A 22,276-nucleotide genomic window follows, 5' to 3' on the forward strand; every position below is an offset into this window, starting at 1 on the left:
GAAAGTGAAAAACAGATTGCTTTCTAAAAAATAGACAAAAAAACCTTGTTTTTCACCTTACTCGTGATATAATAAAACTATAAAACGGTTTCAAGGAAGGTGACGATATGTCTGAAGAAACAATTGACTATGGACAAGTGACAGGAATGGTGCATTCGACAGAGAGTTTTGGGGCAGTAGATGGCCCTGGGATTCGGTTTATTGTCTTTTTGCAAGGTTGTCAGATGCGTTGCCAGTACTGCCATAACCCCGATACATGGGCTATGGAGACCAATAAATCACGAAGACGGACAGTAGACGATGTTTTGTCAGAAGCCCTTCGCTACCGTGGATTCTGGGGAGACAAAGGAGGAATCACTGTTAGTGGTGGAGAAGCCCTCTTACAGATTGATTTCTTGATTGCCCTTTTTACCAAGGCCAAGGAAAAAGGGATTCACTGTACCTTGGACACCTGTGCCCTTCCATTCCGTAACAAACCACGTTATCTCGAAAAGTTTAATAAACTCATGGCGGTGACAGATTTGGTTCTCTTGGATATCAAGGAGATCAACGACGAACAACACAGGATTGTTACCAGCCAAACCAATAAAAACATCTTGGCTTGTGCAAAATATCTATCAGATATTGGGAAGCCTGTGTGGATTCGCCATGTGCTGGTTCCAGGCTTGACAGATAGAGATGAGGATTTGATTGAACTCGGTAAATTCGTCAAAACCCTCAAAAACGTTGACAAGTTTGAAATCTTGCCTTATCACACGATGGGAGAATTCAAGTGGCGTGAACTAGGAATTCCTTATTCGCTCGAAGGAGTCAAACCACCAACAGCAGACCGCGTTAAGAATGCTAAAAAACTTATGGATACAGAGAGCTATCAAGACTACATGAAACGTGTTCATGGATAAAAAAGAAGCCCGATGGAGATATCGGGCTTTTGTGATGCATAAAAAGCCTAGCCTTTCAGCTAAGCTTTTTCTTATTTTCTAGAATGTTGTTTACCAGCATTGCGTTTTTTATGTTTCTTATTAGTCATGATCGCAGTTGCTTGGTTTGGAGTGACATCTTTACGTCCGCCTCCAGTTGAAAATGAACTTGCTTTTGGTGGATTTTTGGCAAATTCTTCACGAACTTTTTTGCGAAGTTTTGGACGAACAACATAGTTAACGATGAACTGTTGGAGAATCATCATGAAACCACCGACAACCCAGTAAAGCGTCACACTGGCTGGTGCGAAGAAGGAGAAGACGACAATCATGAGTGGACTCACGTAAATCATTCTTTTTAGTTGATCTCTTTGCATCTCGTCTTCTACTCCATGAAGTGAAAGGAGTGATTGGAGATAGTAGAGGATACCAGCGAAAGCGACAAGGAGCAGACTTGGTGAACCAAGATCGATACCCAAGAAGGTAGAGCTAGCTACTCCATCAGTGTATTGGGCTGCAAAGTAGATAGCAGAGAAGAAAGGCATTTGAATGAGGATAGGGAAACATCCTACACCACCGAACATGCTGATGCCGTGTTCTTTCTGAGCTGCAAAGAGAGCTTGTTGTGCTTCTAGCTTTTCTTCTTGAGTTGTTGCCTCTTTGAGACGTGTTTGGTGTGGTTCAAGGACGTGTTTGAGGGCATTCATCTTTTCAGAGTGAAGTGTTGCCTTCCATGATTGGTAGATACCAAGTGGCAAGATAATCAAGCGCACGATTATGGTTACGATAATGATAGCCACACCAAAGCCTAGACCTTTATCAGTAGCGAAGTACTTGATAGCCTCAGCCATAGGTGCTCCGATGGTATTCCAAATCAATCCTGTGGGTTGTCCTGTTGCTTTGTCTACTTGGACACAGCCTGACAAGACGAGTAGCATAGCCACTCCCATAGCAGAGAGGGCAAAACGTTTAATAGATTTCAATGTTTTCATTCCTTCTTTAAAAATTATACCTTTCTATTCTACTGTTTTTTTGTAAAATATACAATAGTTCTAGAGACCTAATTTGCGACTTTGAAGTCCGAATAGGATGAAAAGTTGCTCATTTGTACATCTAGATAGGTGACTTTTGAAAAAGGTGTCGGACCTTTTCGGATTTCTTGGATAAATTTTGCCATAGTGGCAGAGGAGTCTGCCTGAGCAAGAATTTCCACTGTGCCATCGTCATTATTCCAGACACGACCAGTGATGCCACCGATTTCAAGAGCCAAAGTATAAACACCCCAACGAAAACCAACACCCTGCACCCTGCCTTGGGCAATCATTCTAACCTTTTGCATACCAAACCCCTTTGATTGTGTTATAATATTTCTATGACTATTATAACCTCAAAAGCCAATTCTGTGGTAAAAAATGCAAAGAAATTACATCAAAAAAAATATCGAAAGTCTGCTTATTTGATTGAGGGCTGGCACTTGTTTGAAGAAGCTGTTCAAGCAGGAGTGACGATTGAAAAGGTCTTTGCCCTAGAAAGTTACCGAGATCAGCTAGTTGCTTTTCCTCAAACTATTTGGGTTTCAGAGGAGATTTTACTGGATTTGGCAGATACGCAAACTCCTCAAGGGATTGTTGCAGTGATTCAAAAAGAAGAAGTGGGACTGCCTGATTTTCGTCAGGGCAAGTTTCTATTTTTAGAAGATGTCCAAGATCCTGGCAATGTGGGTACCATGATTCGGACGGCGGATGCGGCAGGTTTTACAGGGGTTATTGTTTCAGATAAGTCAGCGGATATCTACAGTCTCAAGACCCTGCGTTCCATGCAAGGAAGTCATTTTCACTTGCCCATCTATCGTATGCCTCTTGCTACCTTTGTAGAGGAGGCAAAGAAGAGCAAGTTGCCCATTCTAGCAACGACCCTATCAAGAGAGTCAAAGGATTATCGTGAGCTTTCTCCCCTAGAAGATTTTGTTTTAGTCATGGGAAATGAGGGACAGGGGATTAGTTCTGTCATGGCTGAGAGTGCTGATCAGCTGGTTCATATAGGCATGAAAGGCCGAGCAGAAAGTCTCAACGTAGCAGTTGCAGCAGGTATATTGATGTTTTATTTCAGCTAATTTATAAAATCTTTGTTATAATCAAGACATATTTATAGAAAAAGGAGAATCAGAATGAATCAAACGATTATTCAAGAACGTTCAGGTCTCAATCAATTTTACGCTAAGGTTTATGCCTTTGTGGGACTTGGGATTGGTCTATCAGCTCTCGTGTCAGCTTTGATGTTGACAGTCTTTCAGTCCCAATTGGTCTACTTTTTAATGCATGGCCGTCTCTGGTTGATGATTGCAACTTTTGCAGAACTTGCTCTGGTCTTTGTTGCAAGTAGCATGGCTGCAAAAAATAGCCCAGCAGCTCTCCCAGTATTTTTAGTTTATTCTGTTTTAAATGGCTTTACGCTGAGCTTTGTCGTAGCCTTCTATACACCTGGGACCGTCTTATCAGCCTTTGTATCCAGTGCCCTACTCTTCTTTGTCATGGCGACAATCGGAATTTTCACCAAGAAAGATTTGAGTGGAATGGGACGAGCTTTGATGGCAGCGCTTGTTGGTCTCATCATTGCCATGGTTGTGAATCTATTTTTAGCCAATAGTTTCTTTGACTACATGATTAGTATTGCCATGGTCTTGGTTTTCTCAGGTTTGATTGCTTGGGACAACCAAAAGATTCGCTATGTTTATGAGCAGTCACGAGGACAAGTCGCGACAGGATGGGTCATCTCGATGGCGCTCAGCATCTATCTAGACTTTATCAACCTCTTCCTTAGCATTTTACGAATCTTTGGTCGAAACGATTAATGAATGACAGAGTCAGTGTTCAAAAGAGCACTGACTTTTTCTTATTTACTCTTTTCTTTTCTTGGAAATAGGTGTATAATGCTTTTAACTAATTTTTGAGGAGCTGTTTATGAAGAAAAGTTTTATTCATCAACAAGAAGAAATTTCCTTTGTCAAAAACACCTTTACCCAGTATTTGAAAGATAAGTTAGAAGTTGTTGAAGTTCAAGGTCCTATCTTGAGCAAGGTTGGTGATGGGATGCAGGACAACCTGTCCGGTATCGAACATCCAGTATCCGTAAAGGTCTTGCAGATTCCAGATGAAACTTATGAAGTCGTCCACTCACTAGCCAAATGGAAGCGCCACACCTTGGCTCGTTTTGGTTTCGGTGAAGGTGAAGGTCTGTTTGTTCAAATGAAGGCCCTTCGTCCAGACGAAGATTCGCTCGACGCGACCCACTCAGTTTATGTGGACCAGTGGGACTGGGAGAAGGTTATCCCAAATGGTCAACGCAATATCGCCTATCTCAAAGAAACTGTTGAGAAGATTTACAAGGCTATTCGTCTGACAGAGCTAGCCGTAGAAGCCCGCTATGATATCGAATCCATCTTGCCAAAACAAATCACCTTCATTCACACAGAAGAGTTGGTGGAACGCTATCCAGATTTAACACCGAAAGAGCGTGAAAATGCAATCTGTAAAGAGTTTGGTGCAGTTTTCTTGATTGGTATTGGTGGAGAGTTACCAGATGGAAAACCTCATGATGGCCGTGCGCCTGACTACGATGACTGGACAACAGAGTCTGAGAATGGCTACAAGGGGCTAAATGGAGATATTCTGGTTTGGAACGAATCTCTTGGTTGTGCCTTTGAGCTTTCGTCGATGGGGATTCGGGTAGATGAAGATACACTTCGTCGCCAAGTGGCTCTTACAGGAGACGAAAATCGTCTGGAGTTGGAATGGCATAAGGCACTGCTCAACGGTCTTTTCCCATTGACAATCGGTGGGGGGATTGGACAGTCTCGGATGGCCATGTTCCTTCTTCGTAAGAAACACATCGGAGAGGTTCAGACCAGTGTTTGGCCGCAAGAAGTCCGCGACACGTACGAAAATATTTTGTAGAGAATCGAACCGCAAGGTTCGGTTTTCTTTCTCTTTTTGCCTATAATTTGGTATAATAAACGGTATGAAAATCGTATCAGGAATCTATGGGGGGCGCCCCCTCAAGACGCTAGAAGGCAAGACGACGAGGCCGACATCGGATAAGGTGCGTGGAGCTATCTTTAACATGATAGGTCCCTATTTTGAGGGCGGTCGTGTCTTGGATCTCTATGCTGGCAGTGGTGGTCTGTCTATTGAAGCTGTGTCAAGAGGGATGTCCCATGCTGTCTTAGTGGAACGGGAGCGAAAGGCCCAAGCTGTCATCGCTGAAAATATCCAGATGACCAAGGAAGTTTCTAAATTTCAGCTCTTAAAGATGGAAGCTGACCGTGCTCTAGAGCAAGTCGGAGGGACATTTAATCTGGTTTTTTTAGACCCTCCCTACGCAAAAGAACAAATCGTTGCAGATATCGAAAAAATGGCAGAAAGAAACCTTTTCTCCCAAGAGGTCATGGTTGTCTGCGAAACCGATAAGTCTGTAGAACTCCCAGAAGAAATCGCCTGCTTAGGCATCTGGAAGGAAAAAATATATGGGATTAGTAAGGTGACAGTTTATGTCAGATAAAATTGGATTATTTACAGGATCATTTGATCCGATGACAAATGGACATCTGGATATCATTGAACGAGCCAGCAAACTCTTTGATAAGCTTTATGTCGGGGTGTTCTACAATCCCCACAAACAAGGCTTTCTCCCTGTTGAAAACCGCAAACGAGCAGTTGAAAAAGCGGTGGCGCATTTAGATAATGTAGAGGTCCTGGCTTCTCATGACCAACTAGTCGTCGATGTTGCAAGAAGACTGGGTGCTAAGACCCTTGTCCGTGGCTTGCGAAATACCACCGACTTGCAATACGAGTCTAGCTTTGACTACTACAATCATCAACTGGCTCCAGAAATCGAAACCATTTACCTATATAGCCGCCCAGAGCATCTTTATATCAGCTCTTCGGCCGTGAGAGAACTTCTGAAGTTTGGTCAGGAGATTCAGCAATATGTCCCAAACAGTGTTGTGGAGGAATTAGAACATGAAGAAAAAAACTAGATGGCCCTTATATGTCATCCTAGCACTAGTATTGACTTTTTTAGCCTTTGTAGTACCTTTACCTTACTACATAGAAGTTCCGGGTGGAGCGGAAGATATTCGTCGCGTTTTGAAAGTCAATGAAACAGAAGACACAGAAGCAGGAGCTTACCAGTTTGTGACAGTCGGTATTCGACACGCAACCCTATCGCATCTTGTCTATGCTTGGTTAACACCTTTCACGGATATTAGAAGTGCCAAGGAGACTACGGGTGGCTCTACTGATGCAGAATTTATGCGGATCAATCAGTTCTACATGCAAACTTCTCAAAACATGGCCAAGTATCAAGGATTAAAGACGGCTGGAAAGGATATCGAACTCAAGTATCTGGGAGTTTATGTCTTGACCGTGACGGACAATTCAACTTTTAAGGGCATTCTGAACATAGCAGACACCGTGACGGCTGTTAATGACAAAACATTTGACAGTTCAAAAGACTTAGTCGACTATGTTAATTCTCAACAATTAGGAGATACGGTCAAGGTAACCTATGAGGAAGACGGAAAAGTCAAGTCTGCAGAAGGTAAAATTATCACTCTCGAAAACGGGAAAAACGGTATTGGGATTGGTTTGATTGACCGTACAGAAGTGACCAGTGACGTTCCAATTCGCTTTTCAACAGCTGGTATCGGCGGGCCAAGTGCTGGTCTCATGTTTAGTCTCGCTATTTACACCCAGATAGCAGATCCAGGACTTCGTAATGGCCGCATCGTTGCAGGAACGGGAACCATTGATCGCGATGGAAATGTTGGCGACATCGGGGGAATTGACAAAAAAGTGGTTGCAGCCTCTCGTCAGGGAGCCAACATCTTTTTTGCTCCTGACAATCCAGTCACCGAGGAAGCAAAAAAAGCAGATCCCAATGCGAAAAGCAACTATGAAACAGCCCTAGAAGCTGCTAAAACGATCAAAACGGAGATGAAAATCGTTCCGGTTAAGACCTTGCAGGATGCAATTGATTACCTTAAAAACAATTCCTAATTCGTAGAAAAATTGAAAACTAGCGCGCAAGCGGATAAGATGGTATAATAGTCAAATGGTTCAATTATTATTCACTCTAAGTAGTCATATACTCTTTATTTATTTGAGTTTTTACCTTTTGAAGGATCTTGTGAGATGGGAAAAGGTTTTAAAAGTGACCGCTACTAACACAAAAAAAGTTCGTTTGTTGGTAGGCTTCTTTAGTATTGTGATGGGCTATATCTTGAGTTCATTCTTTATCAGTTTGTACCAACTGTGGCAAGAAGCACTTAGAGGACTATTATAAAATCAAAAGTAAAGGAAACAACTATGGAAAAAATTGTGGTTCAAGGCGGAGATAATCGTCTGGTCGGGAGTGTGACCATCGAGGGGGCAAAGAATGCCGTCTTGCCCTTGTTGGCAGCGACTATTCTAGCAAGCAAGGGGAAGACAGTCTTGCAGAACGTCCCAATCTTGTCAGATGTTTTCACCATGAATCAAGTGGTTCGAGGTCTGAATGCCAAGGTGGACTTTGATGAGGAAGCTCATGTTGTCGAGGTTGATGCGACTGGTGATATCACGGAGGAAGCTCCATACAAGTATGTCAGCAAGATGCGTGCATCCATCGTTGTCTTGGGACCAATCCTTGCTCGTGTAGGCCATGCCAAAGTTTCTATGCCAGGGGGATGTACCATCGGGAGTCGCCCAATCGACCTCCACCTCAAAGGTTTGGAAGCTATGGGGGCAAAGATTACCCAGACAGCTGGTTACATCGAAGCCAAGGCAGAACGCCTGCATGGCGCTCATATCTACATGGACTTCCCTAGTGTTGGCGCAACACAAAACCTCATGATGGCAGCGACTCTAGCTGATGGTGTCACAGTGATTGAAAATGCTGCGCGTGAGCCGGAAATTGTTGACCTTGCTATTCTCCTTAATGAAATGGGAGCCAAGGTCAAGGGAGCTGGTACCGAAACCATCACAGTGACTGGTGTCGAGGAACTCCATGGTGCGACCCACAATGTCGTGCAGGATCGTATCGAAGCTGGAACCTTTATGGTAGCGGCAGCTATGACCGGTGGCGATGTTCTCGTTCGTGATGCAGTATGGGAACACAATCGCCCCTTGATTTCAAAACTACTTGAGATGGGTGTTGAAGTGACAGAGGAATCTGAAGGTATTCGTGTTCGTTCTCAACTTGAAAATCTCAAGGCTGTTCATGTAAAAACCTTGCCACATCCAGGATTTCCAACAGATATGCAGGCGCAATTTACAGCTCTGATGACAGTCGCAAAAGGGGAATCCACCATGGTGGAAACGGTGTTTGAAAATCGCTTCCAACACTTGGAGGAAATGCGCCGTATGGGCTTGCACTCAGAGATTATCCGTGACACAGCTCGTATTGTTGGGGGACAGGCTTTACAGGGGGCAGAAGTTCTATCAACGGACCTTCGTGCCAGTGCGGCCTTGATTCTGACAGGTTTAGTGGCGCAAGGGGAGACAGTTGTTGGTAAATTAGTCCACCTTGATAGAGGTTACTACCGTTTCCATGAGAAATTGGCTCAGCTAGGAGCGAAGATTCAGCGAATCGAGGCAAATGATGAAGAAGAATAAAAACTTACGCTATGTACTCCGTTGTTTACTGTTGATTTTTATCGTACTATTGCTAGGCTTTCTGGCTTTAGGAATCGGCTTGATGGTTGGCTATGGTATCCTAGGAAAGGGACAGGATCCATGGGCTATCTTGTCTCCAGCAAAGTGGCAGGAATTGATTAGCAAATTTACAGGAAATTAGGCTGGGAGACCAGTCTTTTTCTAAAGAAATAAGGAGAAAAATGGATAAAAAAACAAGACAAGCTCTGATAGGGTTACTTATATTCTTACTCTTGGCTGCTGGAAGCTACTATATCAAGCAGATGCAGACAGCGCCAAACACCCCTAGAACAAAGATTAGTCAGAAAAAACAAGCTTCAGAAGCTCCCAGTCAGGAGCTAGCTGAAAGTGTCTTAACTGAGTCAATCAAAAACCAAATCAAGGGTGATCTTGAGTGGAATGGGGCAGGTGCCTTTGTCGTAAATGGCAATAAAACCAATCTAGATGCCAAGGTTTCCAGCAAACCCTATGCGGATAATAAAACAAAGATAGTTGGAAAAGAAACAGTCCCAACTGTTGCCAATGCCATCTTATCCAAAGCGACTCGGCAGTATAAAAATCGTGAAGAAACAGGCAACGGCTCAACCTCCTGGACGCCACCAGGATGGCATCAGGTCAAGAATCTAAAGGGAGTCTATACACATGCAGTTGATAGAGGACACCTGCTGGGCTATGCCTTGATAGGTGGTTTGGACGGTTTTGATGCCTCTACCAGCAACCCCAAGAACATTGCAGTCCAGACAGCTTGGGCCAACCAAGCACAGGCTGAGGATTCGACAGGTCAGAACTACTATGAGAGTTTGGTCAGAAAAGCCTTGGACCAAAATAAGAGGGTCCGTTATCGCGTGACGCTCCACTATGCGACAAATGAGGACCTAGTTCCATCCGCTTCACAAATCGAAGCCAAGTCTTCAGATGGCGAATTGGAATTCAATGTCCTAATCCCCAATGTTCAAAAGGGAATCCAGCTTGATTACCAAACGGGTCAAGTAACAGTGACGGATTAGAAACAATAGATACAATAAAAATAGCTCCTTTGTCTTCTAGAGGCAGGGGAGTTGTTCTTTAAATGAAAAATAATGTGAATCCTGATGGATTTTATGATATAATGGAACACAAGATACTATTTTAGGAGAAGGACTATGGAAGACCCGAGCAGTCAGAATTTGTTGCTACAGTTTGTATTGTTATTTATCTTGACCCTGTTAAATGCTTTTTTCTCAGCCACTGAAATGGCGATGGTGTCACTAAACCGTTCCCGAGTGGAGCAAAAGGCAGAAGAGGGAGACAAACGTTACATTCGTTTGTTAAAGGTACTTGAAAATCCTAACCACTTTTTATCAACCATTCAAGTCGGTATCACCTTGATCACGATCTTGTCAGGGGCAAAATTGGCAGATACACTTGGACAAGTAATTGCCTCTTGGATGGGGAATGGAGAAACAACTTATGCCATTGCAAGTTTCCTCTCTTTGGCATTCTTGACCTACATCTCTATTGTTTTTGGTGAACTCTATCCTAAACGGATTGCCCTTAATCTAAAAGATGCCTTAGCCATTCGCTCTGTTCCGATTATCATTGGGCTTGGGAAGATTGTCAGTCCCTTTGTCTGGTTGTTATCTGCTTCAACCAATCTCTTGAGTCGTTTAACGCCAATGACCTTTGATGATGCGGATGAAAAAATGACTCGAGATGAAATTGAGTACATGTTGACCAAAAGTGAGGAAACTTTGGATGCAGACGAAATCGAGATGTTACAAGGGATTTTCTCTCTAGATGAGCTGATGGCGAGAGAAGTCATGGTTCCTCGGACGGATGCCTTTATGGTGGATATTCAGGATGATAGTCAAACCATTATCCAAAGTATTCTAAAGCAAAATTTCTCACGTATCCCTGTTTATGATGGGGATAAGGACAATGTGATTGGTTTGATTCATACCAAGCGTTTGCTAAACGCTGCCTATGCAGATGGCTTTGAAAACATTGTCTGGAAGAAGATCTTACAAGATCCACTCTTTGTTCCTGAAACTATTTTTGTGGATGACTTGCTAAAAGAATTGCGAAATACCCAAAGACAAATGGCCATCTTACTAGACGAATACGGTGGTATGGCTGGTTTGGTAACTCTGGAAGACCTCTTAGAAGAAATTGTCGGTGAGATCGATGATGAGACAGATAGGGCAGAAATCGAAGTCCATCAAATCGGTGAGGACACCTATATTGCACAGGGAACCATGAATCTTAACGACTTCAATGACTACTTTGGTGTCGAACTAGAAAGCGATGATGTGGATACCATCGCTGGTTACTATTTGACGGGTGTTGGTACGATTCCAACAACTGAAAAAATCAGTTATGAACTGATCAGTCAAAACAAGCAAATCGTCCTGACCAATGATAAGGTGAAAAATGGACGTGTTACCAAGGTAAAAGTTCAAATCACAGAACTAGAACCTGAAGAAGAAACAGAATAAAGCAGTGACTTGAGTCACTGCTTTATATTTCCCCAAATTCGCCCCAAAAGTTTTTCTAAGTTACCCGTATTTATCTGAAGAAAAAATAAAAAAGCCCGATTTTTTGGGCTTTTCATTTGGTTAATTCCTGTTCATTCAGGTATTGAAAGGCGGTAGACGGATTTGAACCGACGATCAAGCTTTTGCAGAGCCGTGCCTTACCACTTGGCTATACCGCCTCAACGTTTATTATTATACCTTGAAAATCATTTCCCGTCAATAGTTTCTTATTCTAAAATCCAATTTAGGAAAACAGATGATGATCGAAGAAGTAAGAAAAAGCTTGTAAAAATCCCGTTCTAAAGAGGGTCGGACTAGAAAGTATTTCTTGCAGATGCAAATAAAGAATGCAGAAATTTTGACAAATAGAAGTTTTTTGAGGAAATGCGCCTAAATATTCTGAAAATTCGTTTACTTTTTAAAAAATATATGTTATAATTTCCAATAAGCCTAAATTTTTCAAGAGGAGTTAAAAACATGAAAAAAAGTAGAGTATTTGTTGCAGCAGGAGTTGCTTTATTAGCAGCAGGAGTACTAGCTGCTTGCGGTTCTTCAAAATCATCTGATTCAACAGCGCCAAAAAATTATGGCTATGTTTATTCAGCTGACCCAGAAACTTTGGATTACCTCATTTCAGGGAAACAAAGTACTAAGATTGCCACTTCAAATGGTATCGATGGTCTCTTCACAAACGACAAGTATGGGAATCTAGTCCCTGCAGTTGCAGAAGACTGGTCCGTTTCAAAAGACGGTTTGACTTATACCTACAAGATTCGTAAAGGTGTTAAATGGATGACATCAGATGGTGAAGAGTATGCTGAAGTAACAGCCAAAGACTTTGTAAATGGCTTGAAACACGCAGCTGATAAAAAATCAGAAGCAATTTACCTAGCAGAAAATTCTGTTAAAGGATTGTCTGATTATTTAGCAGGTAATACAAAAGACTTTTCTTCAGTAGGTGTGAAAGCAGTTGATGATTATACTCTTGAGTATACTTTGAACCAACCAGAACCATACTGGAACTCTAAGATGGCCTACGCAATCTTCTGGCCATTGAACGAAGAATTTGAAAAATCAAAAGGATCTGACTTTGCTAAAGCGACTGACCCTACATCATTGCTTTACAATGGTCCGTTCTTACTGAAAGGTTTGACTGCTAAGTCTTCTATTGAGTTCGCTAAGAATGAAAATTACTGGGACAAAGATAATGTTCACATTGATAAAGTAACCCTTGCTTACTATGATGGTTCAGACCAAGAGTCAATTGAACGTAACTTTACAAGTGGAGCTTATAGCTATGCCCGTCTTTATCCAACAAGTTCAAACTACTCTAAAGTAGAAGAAACCTACAAGGAAAATATCTTCTACACCCCATCAGGACCTGGTATTGGTGGTTTGGGTGTGAATATTGACCGCCAAGGTTACAAATACACTTCTAAGACAACTGACGAAGAGAAGACTTCTACTAAGAAAGCCCTTCTTAACAAGGACTTCCGTCAAGCCTTGAACTTTGCCTTTGACCGTACGTCTTATTCAGCTCAAGTAAATGGTAAAGAAGGTGCTCCTCGTGCCGTTCGTAACCTCTTTGTAAAACCTGACTTTGTCTCTGCAGGTGAAAAAACTTTTGGTGACTTGGTAACTGAAAAGATGGCTGCTTACGGTGATGAGTGGAAGAATGTAAACTTTGCGGATGGTCAAGATGGACTCTTCAACGCCGATAAAGCTAAAGCTGAATTTGCCAAAGCCAAAACAGCATTGGAAGCAGAAGGTGTAAAATTCCCTATCCATTTGGATGTTCCAGTAGACCAAACAGCTAAAAACTATATCGCACGTATTCAATCCTTCAAACAATCCGTTGAAACAGTGCTTGGAGAGGGCAATGTAGTCATCGATATCCAACAAGTTTCTAAAGATGAGTTTAATAATATTACCTACTATGCGGCGAATGCAGCAGCAGAAGACTGGGATCTCTCAGGTGCCGTTGGATGGAACCCTGACTATGAAGATCCATCAACTTACCTTGATATCTTGAAGACAACGAATGCTGAACAAACAAAAACATACATGGGTTACGAAGGTGCAGATAATGCTGCAGCAGCTCAAGTTGGTTTGAAAGAATACGATAAGCTAGTTGATGAAGCTGCTAAAGAAACCAACGACTTGAATGTTCGTTATGAAAAATACGCGGCTGCTCAAGCTTGGTTGACAGATAGCTCACTCATCTTGCCAGCTATGTCATCAACTGGTGCTGCACCATTCATTTCTCGTGTTGTACCATTCACAGCATCATACAGCCAATCTGGAGATAAGGGCTCAGACGTATACTTCAAGTATATTCAGTTACAAGACAAGGTTGTAACAAAAGCTGACTATGAACAAGCTCGTGAAAAATGGCTCAAAGAGAAAAAAGAATCAAACGAAAAAGTTCAAAAAGAATTGGCTAATCACGTTAAATAAATAACTCTCAAGAGAACTTTCTCTCCATGAGGAGAAGGTTCTTTTGGGATTTTAAAAGGAAACGATATGAAGAAATATATTTTTATGCGTGTATTACGTTCATTGTTGTCCATTTTCTTGGTGACAACCTTGACCTACACAATTATCTATACGATGGTTCCTCGAAAATTGATTTTCAAGCAGGATACCAACTATAACAAGATTGCAACGACGCCGGACAAGCGGGATAATTATGAAAATACCGTTTATGAACGGATGGGCTATATCGAGTACTACGATACCAAAGAGTTGCAAGAAAGAGCGAGCACAATGGACTCATCTGTAACAGTGGATGCCAATGATACCAATAAGGCAATCTACGAAAAATACATCAACCAACTAGGAAATGGTTGGACACTCGGTGTGTTCTCAGAAAGTGGTCAATTCTATGCTACGCGTGAAATTCCGATTTTTGAACGTGTTTTCAAATTCTATGCCAACTTGATTGATATTGATCATCCAAACAAGATCCAGGACCCTGAAAATCCAAACTTGGAACGCTATCTTCGTTTTGAAAATGACCCTGCTATCGGTTGGTCATTGGTTGGCTCAGGTACAAAACATAAGTATCTTTTGTATTTCAACAATCAATTCCCATTTGTACACCAAAACTTTGTGAACATTAACTTGGGTGATTCTTACCCAACTTATGCAAATACACCAGTGCTTCAAGTTATTACACAAGGTCAGGGACAAACTAAGACATCAGAAGTTCAATTCCCTACAGGTAAAAAGACTTCATCTGTAGATATCTACTCTCGTACCTACAAATCTCCAAGTCAAGCAGATGCGCGTGAGGTAGCCAACTATGGTAAGGACGATCCATATACAGCTACAGAAAGCAATTACCAATACCCATCAATGATTGCAAGTTCAGCTGTTGCTGGTTTGATTGGTTTAATTATTTCGTATGCGATTGCTATTCCACTTGGATCTGCTATGGCTCGCCACAAGAATACTTGGATTGACAGCTTCTCGACAGGTGCTCTAACCTTCTTGCTTGCCCTTCCAACGATTGCCTTGGTTTATATCGTTCGCTTGATTGGATCATCTATTGGTCTGCCTGACTCATTCCCTATCTTGGGGGCTGGAGATTGGCGTTCTTATGTCTTACCAGCAGTTATTCTAGGTTTGTTGGGTGCGCCAAGTACAGCTATCTGGATTCGTCGTTACATGATCGACTTGCAATCTCAGGACTTCGTTCGTTTTGCGCGTGCCAAAGGTTTGTCTGAAAAAGAAATTTCAAATAAACACATCTTTAAAAATGCCATGGTTCCTTTGGTTTCAGGTATTCCTGGTGCCGTAATCGGAGTTATTGGTGGTGCAACATTGACAGAAACGGTCTTTGCTTTCCCAGGTATGGGTAAAATGTTGATTGACTCTGTTAAGGCATCAAACAACTCAATGGTAGTTGGTCTCGTCTTTATCTTTACATGTATTTCTATCTTCTCACTCTTTGTAGGAGATATCTGGATGACCATGCTTGACCCACGTATTAAATTGACAGAGAAAGGAGGCAAATAATGTCAACAATCGATAAAGAAAAATTTCAGTTCGTAAAACGTGACGATTTTGCCTCTGAAACAATTGATGCTCCTGCCTATTCATACTGGGGTTCTGTATTTAGACAATTTCTAAAGAAAAAATCAACCGTCTTTATGTTAGGAATTTTGGTTGCCATTATCTTGATGAGCTTTATTTACCCAATGTTCTCAGATTTTGACTTCAACGATGTAAGTAAGGTTAATGACTTCTCTGCTCGTTTTATCAAACCCAATGCTGAACATTGGTTTGGTACAGATAGCAATGGTAAATCCTTGTTTGATGGGGTTTGGTTTGGTGCGCGTAACTCTATCCTTATCTCTGTAATTGCCACTTTTATCAACCTTGTAATTGGGGTTATTGTTGGTGGGATTTGGGGGATTTCAAAATCCGTTGACCGCGTCATGATGGAAGTTTATAACATTATTTCAAACATTCCATCTCTCTTGATTGTTATTGTCTTGACTTACTCAATCGGTGCTGGTTTCTGGAATTTGATTTTTGCCATGAGTGTGACAACTTGGATTGGGATTGCTTATATGATTCGTATTCAAATCATGCGTTACCGTGACTTGGAATACAACCTTGCTTCTCAAACACTTGGAACACCAACTTTTAAAATCATCGTTAAAAACATCATGCCGCAATTGGTATCTGTTATTGTTTCTACGATGACCTTGATGTTGCCAAGCTTCATCTCTTATGAAGCCTTCCTTTCCTTCTTTGGATTGGGATTACCTGTAACAGTGCCAAGTTTGGGACGTTTGATCTCAGATTACTCACAAAACGTTACGACCAACGCTTACTTGTTCTGGATTCCGTTGACAACCTTGATCTTGGTATCCCTATCTCTTTTCGTTGTTGGTCAAAACCTAGCGGATGCTAGTGATCCACGTACACATAGATAGGAGTAGACATGACAAAAGAAAGTAATGTAATTTTGACTGCTCGTGATATTGTCGTGGAATTTGACGTTCGTGACAAAGTTCTGACGGCTATCCGAGGAGTTTCTCTAGACCTGGTTGAAGGAGAAGTTCTTGCCTTGGTAGGTGAGTCCGGTTCTGGTAAATCTGTTTTGACAAAAACCTTTACAGGAATGTTAGAAGACAATGGACGTATTGCCCAAGGAAGCATCGACTATCGTGGACAAGACTTGACCGCCCTTACTTCTAACAAGGAATGGGAGAAGATTCGTGGTGCTAAAATTGCGACCATCTTCCAAGACCCCATGACAAGTTTGGACCCAATCAATACAATCGGTAGCCAAATCACTGAAGTTATCGTTAAACACCAAGGGAAAACAGCTAAGGAAGCCAAAGAGATGGCAATCGACTATATGAACAAGGTCGGAATCCCAGATGCTGAAAAACGTTTTGAAGAGTATCCTTTCCAATATTCTGGAGGGATGCGCCAACGTATCGTTATTGCGATTGCCCTTGCCTGTCGTCCAGATATCTTGATCTGTGACGAACCAACAACGGCCCTTGACGTAACCATTCAAGCGCAAATCATTGATTTGCTTAAAACCTTGCAAAATGAGTACCACTTTACTATTATCTTTATCACCCATGACCTTGGTGTGGTAGCAAGTATTGCCGATAAGGTAGCGGTTATGTATGCTGGTGAAATTGTAGAATACGGTACTGTTGAGGAAGTCTTCTATGATCCACGTCATCCATATACTTGGAGTCTCTTGTCTAGCTTGCCTCAGCTTGCTGATGATAAAGGGGAATTGTACTCTATCCCAGGAACACCACCGTCTCTTTATACTGAGTTGAAAGGTGATGCCTTTGCCCTTCGTTCAGATTATGCGATGCAAATTGATTTTGAAGAGAAGGCACCTAAGTTTTCAGTCACTGATACCCACTGGGCTAAGACTTGGTTGCTTCATGAGAATGCTCCTAAAGTTGAAAAACCTGGAGTCATTGCAGATTTGCATGACAAGATTCGTGATAAAATGGGCTTTGCTCATCTAGAAGACTAGGAGGAAGGAAATGTCTGAAAAATTAGTAGAAATTAAAGATTTAGAAATTTCCTTCGGTGAAGGAAGTAAGAAGTTTGTTGCGGTTAAAAACGCCAACTTCTTTATCAACAAGGGAGAAACTTTCTCTCTTGTTGGTGAGTCTGGTAGTGGGAAAACAACCATTGGTCGTGCCATTATTGGTCTAAATAATACTAGTAAAGGTGAAATCATCTTTGATGGTCATAAAATTAATGGGAAAAAATCTCATAAGGAATCATCAGATTTGATCCGTCGTATCCAGATGATTTTCCAGGACCCTGCAGCGAGCTTGAATGAGCGTGCGACAGTTGACTATATCATCTCTGAAGGTCTTTACAACTATCACTTGTTTAAAGATGAAGAAGACCGAAAAGAAAAAGTTCAAAAGATGATTCATGAAGTTGGGCTTTTGAAAGAACACTTGACCCGTTACCCACACGAGTTTTCTGGTGGCCAACGCCAGCGTATCGGGATTGCCCGTGCTCTTGTGATGGAACCTGATTTCGTTATTGCGGATGAGCCAATTTCAGCCTTGGACGTATCAGTGCGTGCGCAAGTCTTGAACTTGCTCAAGAAGTTCCAAAAAGAGTTGGGCTTGACCTATCTTTTTATCGCGCATGACTTGTCAGTTGTTCGCTTTATCTCAGATCGTATCGCGGTTATCTATAAGGGAGTTATCGTCGAAGTGGCTGAGACAGAGGAGTTGTTTAACAATCCTGTCCACCCATACACTCAAGCGCTTCTATCTGCTGTACCGATTCCAGATCCAATCTTGGAACGCAAGAAGGTCTTGAAAGTTTACGATCCTGACCAACATGACTATGAGACAGATAAGCCATCTATGGTAGAAATTCGTCCAGGTCACTATGTTTGGGCCAATCAAGCAGAACTTGCTCGTTACAAGAAAGCTCTTAAAGAATAAACAAATTAGGAGAGGACCGAAAGGTCTTCTCATTTTTAATAGAAAAAATCCCCTTTTACTTGCTTGTAAAAGGGGGATTGTATTATCATTAGCGTTTAGACCAGGTGCGTTTCATAAAGAGTAGCAAAATTGGGTATATCTCTAAGCGACCTGCAATCATTGCAAAGGAGAGGAGGATTTTAGAGAGGGGACTAAAGATGGCAAAACTTGAGGTTGTACCTAGAATAGGTCCAATATTGTTAAAACAGCTGAAGACCGCACTGGTCACGACTAGAAAATCATTACTATCAAGACTGACGATAAAGATGAGAGAGAGAATGATCATCATATAGATGGCAAAATATTTAAGAATCTTGTGCTGGGTATCCTTATCAATTACAGTTTTATTGACGTGTAGAGTCAAAACACGGTGAGGAGATAAGGTGGACAAAATCTGATTTTTTGCGATTTTAGAGAGGATAAGTCCTCTGATCACCTTAAGACCACCTGCAGTTGAGCCAGCTGATCCACCGATTCCCATGAGGAAGAGGAGGATAAATTGGGAAAAGAGGGGCCAGTTGGTAATGTCTCCGTAACCAAAACCTGTTGTCGTGATGATATTGGAAACCTGGAAGAAGGCCATTTCAACACTTTTAGAAACCCCTTGGTAGAGGTGGAGCGTATTAAGAGTAATCAAGCCGGTAGAAACTAGGACAATGATTATATATGCTCGTAGTTCTTCATCTCCAAAGAAAGTCTTAACTCGGCGGAGCATGAGGTAGTAGTAGAGATTGAAGTTGACCCCAAAAACCAGAACTCCGATACTAACGAGATAGGTGATGAGTGAGCTACCGTAGTGGGCAATTCCGTCGTTATAGACGGTAAAGCCCCCAGTTCCTGCTGTTCCCATAGCGATGACAAAACTATCATAGAGAGGCATGCCTGCTAGATAGTAGATAACCACAAAAAGGGAGAAGAGAGCCAGATAAAGCAGATAGAGAATCTGGGCAGTGTTTTTTAGCTTAGATACGACCTTGCCAAAGACAGGTCCAGGGACCTCAGCCTTCATCACTTCCAAGTGGCTATTCTTGGCATTGTCCATAATTGCAAGTGCAAAGACGAGTACTCCCATCCCTCCGATCAAGTGGGTGAAACTTCTCCAGAAGAGGAGGGAACGAGTAAGAACGGAAACATCTGTTAGGATAGTAGCACCAGTCGTCGTAAATCCAGAACTTATTTCAAAGAAGGCATCGATGATGCTGGGGATTTGTCCTGAAAAGACAAAGGGGAGGCCACCAAAGAAAGACCATAGAATCCAACAGAGGGCAACAATTAAGACTCCTTCCTTGGCATAAATCCGTTGATTTTTCGGTTTCCGTAAAACACCTAGACCACCAAGAAGGACTAAAATTCCAATCGTAGAAAAGAGAGCGATAAATACTTGACTGGATTCTTGGTAATAGATTGCTACACTAACAGGGACTAGGAGAAGAACAGCTTCAATCAAGAGAAGTTTTGAGAGGAGGTAACGAATCATACTTTTATTCATTTTTTACCTCTCAATCAAATCATAAATTTTGGTGATGTTCGGCAATAAGGTCGTCACGAGCAACTTGTCTCCCACCTCAAGCATATCCTCTCCAGTAGGGAAGATTGTTTTTCCTTTTCGGATAATGGCTGCGATGAGAACCCCTTTTTTCAATTTCAACTGTGATAGAGGTTTGGCAGTCATTTTATTAGCTTCCTTGATTTGGAATTGGAGAGTTTCAATTTGACCGTTTGCTAGATGGTGCATGGCTTGAAGGTCTGAGTACTGAGCGTTTACTCGACCGCGGATAAAGTGCATAATGGTATCCACTGCGATGCTTTTTGGTGTGATGATACTTGAAAAATCAGGTGCGTGGATAATCTCTAGAAGGCTTGTTCGGTTGACCTTGGTGATATTCTTACGGACACCAACACGGTCAAGAAACATAGAAGTGATGATATTTTCCTCATCAACTCCAGTCAAGGTTGCGACTGCATCATAGTGGGGAGCACTTTCTTCCAGCAAAATGTCTTTTGCAGTTCCATCTCCTTGGACAATATAGAGATTGGGGAACTTTTCACTGAAGAAACGAGCTCTTTCAGGATTAATCTCGATGACCTTGGTATCAATGCGACTGTCTTTTAAAATGCCAAGCAGATAATAAGCGATCTTTCCAGCTCCAACGATAAGTAAGCTTTTCACTGCACGAGATTTAAAATAGTTATGGAAAAGCATCATATCTACACGATTTCCCGTAACAAAAATCCTATCCTTGTCTTGGATAATAACATTACCGCTTGGAATCATCAGTTGATGATCCCTCTCCATAGCACAGACAATGATGTTACCAAATTTTTTACGAAAGTCTGAGATTGGCATTTGACAAAGACCGCTAGAGTCCTTGACAACAAATTCCATGAGACTGACCCGACCTCCAGCAAATCGTTCGACAGAGAGGGCATTAGGGAAATCAATGATATTTGAGATCGCACGCGCTGCCAGGAGCTCTGGATTAACAATAAGTGAAAATCCAAGAATATTTTTCTCTTTAAAATAGGCATTGGAGTATTCAGGATTTCGTACCCGAACGATGGTTTCTTTAGCCCCCATTTTTTTAGCAAGTACCGCTGAAATCATATTCACTTCATCGTGTTCGGTTAGGGCGATAAAGATATCGCATTCTTGAACACCGGCTTGCTCCAAGATGGCAAAGTCAGCACCATTTCCAAGGAGACCTATGATATCAAAGCGACTGACAATGTGATTGAGAACAGCCTCATCTTGTTCGATGAGGACAACGTCATGGTTTTCTGCAACCAGTGAACGACAGAGGGCGAAACCAACTTTCCCTCCACCAACAAGGACAATTTTCATATAAAAAACCTACTTTTTCATGATGTAACTATCATACCCTTTTTTAGCAAAAAATGCACTTGCTAAGGCGATTTTTAGGGGAAGAAAGGCCTTTTTCAAGTTTCGAAGATGCATTTGTTTAACTTCTATGACAATGTCTCCGATTTGAAGTGATTTGGCTCTTTTACTACACCTTTTCAGAAAGGGAATGAGCAAACATGAAAATATCATCAAAAAAAGTAAAAAAATCAAGTCGTTTCTATTGACAATGATTCTGAAAGTGTTATACTAAAAAAGTAGTTTCGCTGATTTACTTCAAACCTGTTGTGAGGTAAGTTAACGATGCCTTAACCACGCTGTTTGCTGAGCTTGACTCCGGGCAGTGTGGCTATTTTTTTGCAATGATAAAAGGAAGCCCGTCATGACAAATCACATTGTATTATTTGAACCTCAGATTCCACAAAACACAGGTAACATTGCGCGTACTTGCGCTGCGACCAATTCTCCCCTCCATATCATTAAACCGATGGGATTTCCGATTGATGACCGCAAGATGAAGCGGGCTGGTTTGGACTACTGGGATAAGCTTGAGATTTATTTTTATGACAGTTTGGAAGATTTCATGTCTCAGATGAAGGGTAAACTCTATCTGATTTCGAAATTTGCGGAAAAGGTCTATTCTGAGGCAGATTTATCGACGGACGAAGACCATTATTTTCTCTTTGGACGTGAAGACAAGGGCTTGCCTGAGGACTTTATGCGGGAGCATCCCGAAAAGGCTCTCCGTATTCCTATGAATGATGAACATGTTCGTAGTCTCAATGTTTCCAATACCGTCTGCATGATTGTTTATGAAGCCCTCCGCCAGCAGAACTTTGCAGGTCTTGAGCTTGTTCACACCTATGAAGCAGATAAATTGAAATAAACAAAATGCTTGCACTTGCAAGCGTTTTTTGTTATGATTAAAGGGTCTTCAGGGCAGGGTGAGATTCCCGACCGGCGGTGACTTTAACTAGGAAATGATCTTTTCCTTTTATACTTTGTTGACAAGCTTTGCCTAACCAGAAGTTATGCCTACAGCTTGTCGCCTAGTCTAAAAGAAAAATCTCTATTTCCTTCTCTTTAAAGAAGTCCGCGAGCGCAAGCTGATGTGGTGCAATTCCACAACCGACAGTATAGTCTGGATGGGAGAAGACGAAAGAATGGCTTTGTCTGTTCGGATGAGTTTATAGATGAATTGCAACCGCTTGCTCAAAAGAGTGAGAGGGAACTTTTGGGATATAAAAAGTGAGAATAGATAGAGGGATCCTTTCCAACTTCTTCTGATTTTATA

22 protein-coding genes, 1 tRNA gene and 1 riboswitch are annotated in these 22,276 nt (G+C 41.8%); of the genes, 18 read left to right on the forward strand and 5 right to left on the reverse strand.

All coding sequences use genetic code 11. The features are described from left to right. The first annotated feature begins 107 nt into the window (after positions 1-107). On the forward strand, positions 108-902 hold the full coding sequence (gene pflA, locus NML69_RS00245; protein WP_001288284.1) for a pyruvate formate-lyase-activating protein: 795 nt from the start codon (positions 108-110) through the stop codon (positions 900-902). Between the two features lie 71 nt (positions 903-973). On the opposite strand, the gene yidC is transcribed toward pflA, so the two are convergent. Both yidC and NML69_RS00255 read right to left on the reverse strand, forming a co-directional pair. Then, positions 974-1,903, reverse strand: coding sequence for a membrane protein insertase YidC (gene yidC / locus NML69_RS00250; RefSeq protein WP_254725319.1), 930 nt, complete (start codon positions 1,901-1,903; stop codon positions 974-976). Between the two features lie 77 nt (positions 1,904-1,980). Further along, positions 1,981-2,259 carry an acylphosphatase gene (locus NML69_RS00255; protein ID WP_001174620.1) on the reverse strand — a complete coding sequence of 93 codons (279 nt, stop codon included), beginning with the start codon at positions 2,257-2,259 and terminating at the stop codon, positions 1,981-1,983. Between the two features lie 33 nt (positions 2,260-2,292). On the opposite strand from NML69_RS00255, the gene NML69_RS00260 reads away from it, so the two are divergent. The 11 genes from NML69_RS00260 (at position 2,293) to NML69_RS00310 (ending at position 11,082) form a co-directional block, all read left to right on the forward strand. Further along, entirely contained in the window at positions 2,293-3,033 is a 741-nt protein-coding gene (locus NML69_RS00260) for an RNA methyltransferase (protein ID WP_254724960.1), read from the forward strand. A 54-nt stretch (positions 3,034-3,087) separates the two neighbouring features. Next, the gene (locus tag NML69_RS00265) at positions 3,088-3,771 is read left to right on the forward strand and encodes a Bax inhibitor-1/YccA family protein (RefSeq protein WP_125391571.1); all 684 of its coding nucleotides are present in this window, start codon (positions 3,088-3,090) and stop codon (positions 3,769-3,771) included. Positions 3,772-3,880: 109 nt separating this feature from the next. Continuing rightward, positions 3,881-4,873 (forward strand): aspartate--ammonia ligase, encoded by a 993-nt coding sequence (gene asnA / locus NML69_RS00270; protein WP_254724961.1) that lies wholly within the window; start codon positions 3,881-3,883, stop codon positions 4,871-4,873. Positions 4,874-4,937: 64 nt separating this feature from the next. After that, positions 4,938-5,477, forward strand: coding sequence for a 16S rRNA (guanine(966)-N(2))-methyltransferase RsmD (gene rsmD / locus NML69_RS00275; protein WP_215805073.1), 540 nt, complete (start codon positions 4,938-4,940; stop codon positions 5,475-5,477). Then, a complete protein-coding gene (coaD, locus tag NML69_RS00280) occupies positions 5,467-5,955 on the forward strand; it encodes a pantetheine-phosphate adenylyltransferase (RefSeq protein ID WP_001280715.1) in 489 nt (162 codons plus the stop codon). The genes rsmD and coaD overlap by 11 nt, the downstream gene beginning before the upstream one ends. Further along, entirely contained in the window at positions 5,939-6,976 is a 1,038-nt protein-coding gene (locus NML69_RS00285) for a SepM family pheromone-processing serine protease (protein ID WP_254724962.1), read from the forward strand. The genes coaD and NML69_RS00285 overlap by 17 nt, the downstream gene beginning before the upstream one ends. A 55-nt stretch (positions 6,977-7,031) precedes the next feature. Continuing rightward, a complete protein-coding gene (locus NML69_RS00290; protein WP_002892633.1) occupies positions 7,032-7,262 on the forward strand; it encodes a DUF1146 family protein in 231 nt (76 codons plus the stop codon). Positions 7,263-7,285: 23 nt separating this feature from the next. Further along, on the forward strand, positions 7,286-8,569 hold the full coding sequence (gene murA / locus NML69_RS00295; protein ID WP_061421648.1) for a UDP-N-acetylglucosamine 1-carboxyvinyltransferase: 1,284 nt from the start codon (positions 7,286-7,288) through the stop codon (positions 8,567-8,569). Further along, positions 8,556-8,750, forward strand: coding sequence for a DNA-directed RNA polymerase subunit beta (locus NML69_RS00300; protein WP_254724963.1), 195 nt, complete (start codon positions 8,556-8,558; stop codon positions 8,748-8,750). The genes murA and NML69_RS00300 overlap by 14 nt, the downstream gene beginning before the upstream one ends. Before the next feature lie 40 nt (positions 8,751-8,790). Then, on the forward strand, positions 8,791-9,615 hold the full coding sequence (locus NML69_RS00305) for a DNA/RNA non-specific endonuclease (RefSeq protein ID WP_254724964.1): 825 nt from the start codon (positions 8,791-8,793) through the stop codon (positions 9,613-9,615). 135 nt (positions 9,616-9,750) lie between these two features. Further along, positions 9,751-11,082 carry a hemolysin family protein gene (locus tag NML69_RS00310; RefSeq protein ID WP_254724965.1) on the forward strand — a complete coding sequence of 444 codons (1,332 nt, stop codon included), beginning with the start codon at positions 9,751-9,753 and terminating at the stop codon, positions 11,080-11,082. 147 nt (positions 11,083-11,229) lie between these two features. On the opposite strand, the gene NML69_RS00315 is transcribed toward NML69_RS00310, so the two are convergent. Further along, positions 11,230-11,300: transfer RNA gene (locus NML69_RS00315), tRNA-Cys, on the reverse strand. A 298-nt stretch (positions 11,301-11,598) separates the two neighbouring features. On the opposite strand from NML69_RS00315, the gene NML69_RS00320 reads away from it, so the two are divergent. The 5 genes from NML69_RS00320 (at position 11,599) to NML69_RS00340 (ending at position 18,083) form a co-directional block, all read left to right on the forward strand. Next, positions 11,599-13,578, forward strand: coding sequence for a peptide ABC transporter substrate-binding protein (locus NML69_RS00320; protein WP_044020208.1), 1,980 nt, complete (start codon positions 11,599-11,601; stop codon positions 13,576-13,578). A 66-nt stretch (positions 13,579-13,644) separates the two neighbouring features. Then, positions 13,645-15,141: an ABC transporter permease gene (locus tag NML69_RS00325; protein WP_049520606.1), complete on the forward strand. Its 1,497-nt coding sequence runs from the start codon at positions 13,645-13,647 to the stop codon at positions 15,139-15,141. Continuing rightward, positions 15,141-16,067: an oligopeptide ABC transporter permease OppC gene (gene oppC, locus NML69_RS00330; protein ID WP_000103692.1), complete on the forward strand. Its 927-nt coding sequence runs from the start codon at positions 15,141-15,143 to the stop codon at positions 16,065-16,067. Before NML69_RS00325 ends, oppC begins: the two co-directional genes overlap by 1 nt. 8 nt (positions 16,068-16,075) lie before the next feature. After that, positions 16,076-17,143, forward strand: a complete 1,068-nt coding sequence (locus NML69_RS00335) for an ABC transporter ATP-binding protein (RefSeq protein ID WP_084881321.1) — start codon at positions 16,076-16,078, stop codon at positions 17,141-17,143. Between the two features lie 10 nt (positions 17,144-17,153). Further along, a complete protein-coding gene (locus tag NML69_RS00340; RefSeq protein ID WP_001291308.1) occupies positions 17,154-18,083 on the forward strand; it encodes an ATP-binding cassette domain-containing protein in 930 nt (309 codons plus the stop codon). 88 nt (positions 18,084-18,171) lie between these two features. Here the strand turns inward: NML69_RS00340 and NML69_RS00345 are convergent, their stop codons facing one another. Together NML69_RS00345 and trkA are read right to left on the reverse strand one after the other, a co-directional pair. Continuing rightward, positions 18,172-19,611, reverse strand: coding sequence for a TrkH family potassium uptake protein (locus NML69_RS00345; protein WP_254724966.1), 1,440 nt, complete (start codon positions 19,609-19,611; stop codon positions 18,172-18,174). 3 nt (positions 19,612-19,614) lie between these two features. Then, on the reverse strand, positions 19,615-20,964 hold the full coding sequence (gene trkA, locus NML69_RS00350; protein WP_254724967.1) for a Trk system potassium transporter TrkA: 1,350 nt from the start codon (positions 20,962-20,964) through the stop codon (positions 19,615-19,617). A gap of 400 nt (positions 20,965-21,364) precedes the next feature. Here trkA and NML69_RS00355 point away from each other — a divergent pair, with 400 nt between their 5' ends. Continuing rightward, positions 21,365-21,868 (forward strand): tRNA (cytidine(34)-2'-O)-methyltransferase, encoded by a 504-nt coding sequence (locus tag NML69_RS00355; protein WP_033629317.1) that lies wholly within the window; start codon positions 21,365-21,367, stop codon positions 21,866-21,868. A gap of 40 nt (positions 21,869-21,908) precedes the next feature. Next, positions 21,909-22,143: riboswitch (FMN riboswitch) on the forward strand. Positions 22,144-22,276 lie beyond the last annotated feature (133 nt).

The organism is Streptococcus sp. CF8-6 (assembly GCF_024295845.1).
GTDB lineage: Bacteria > Bacillota > Bacilli > Lactobacillales > Streptococcaceae > Streptococcus > Streptococcus oralis_BO.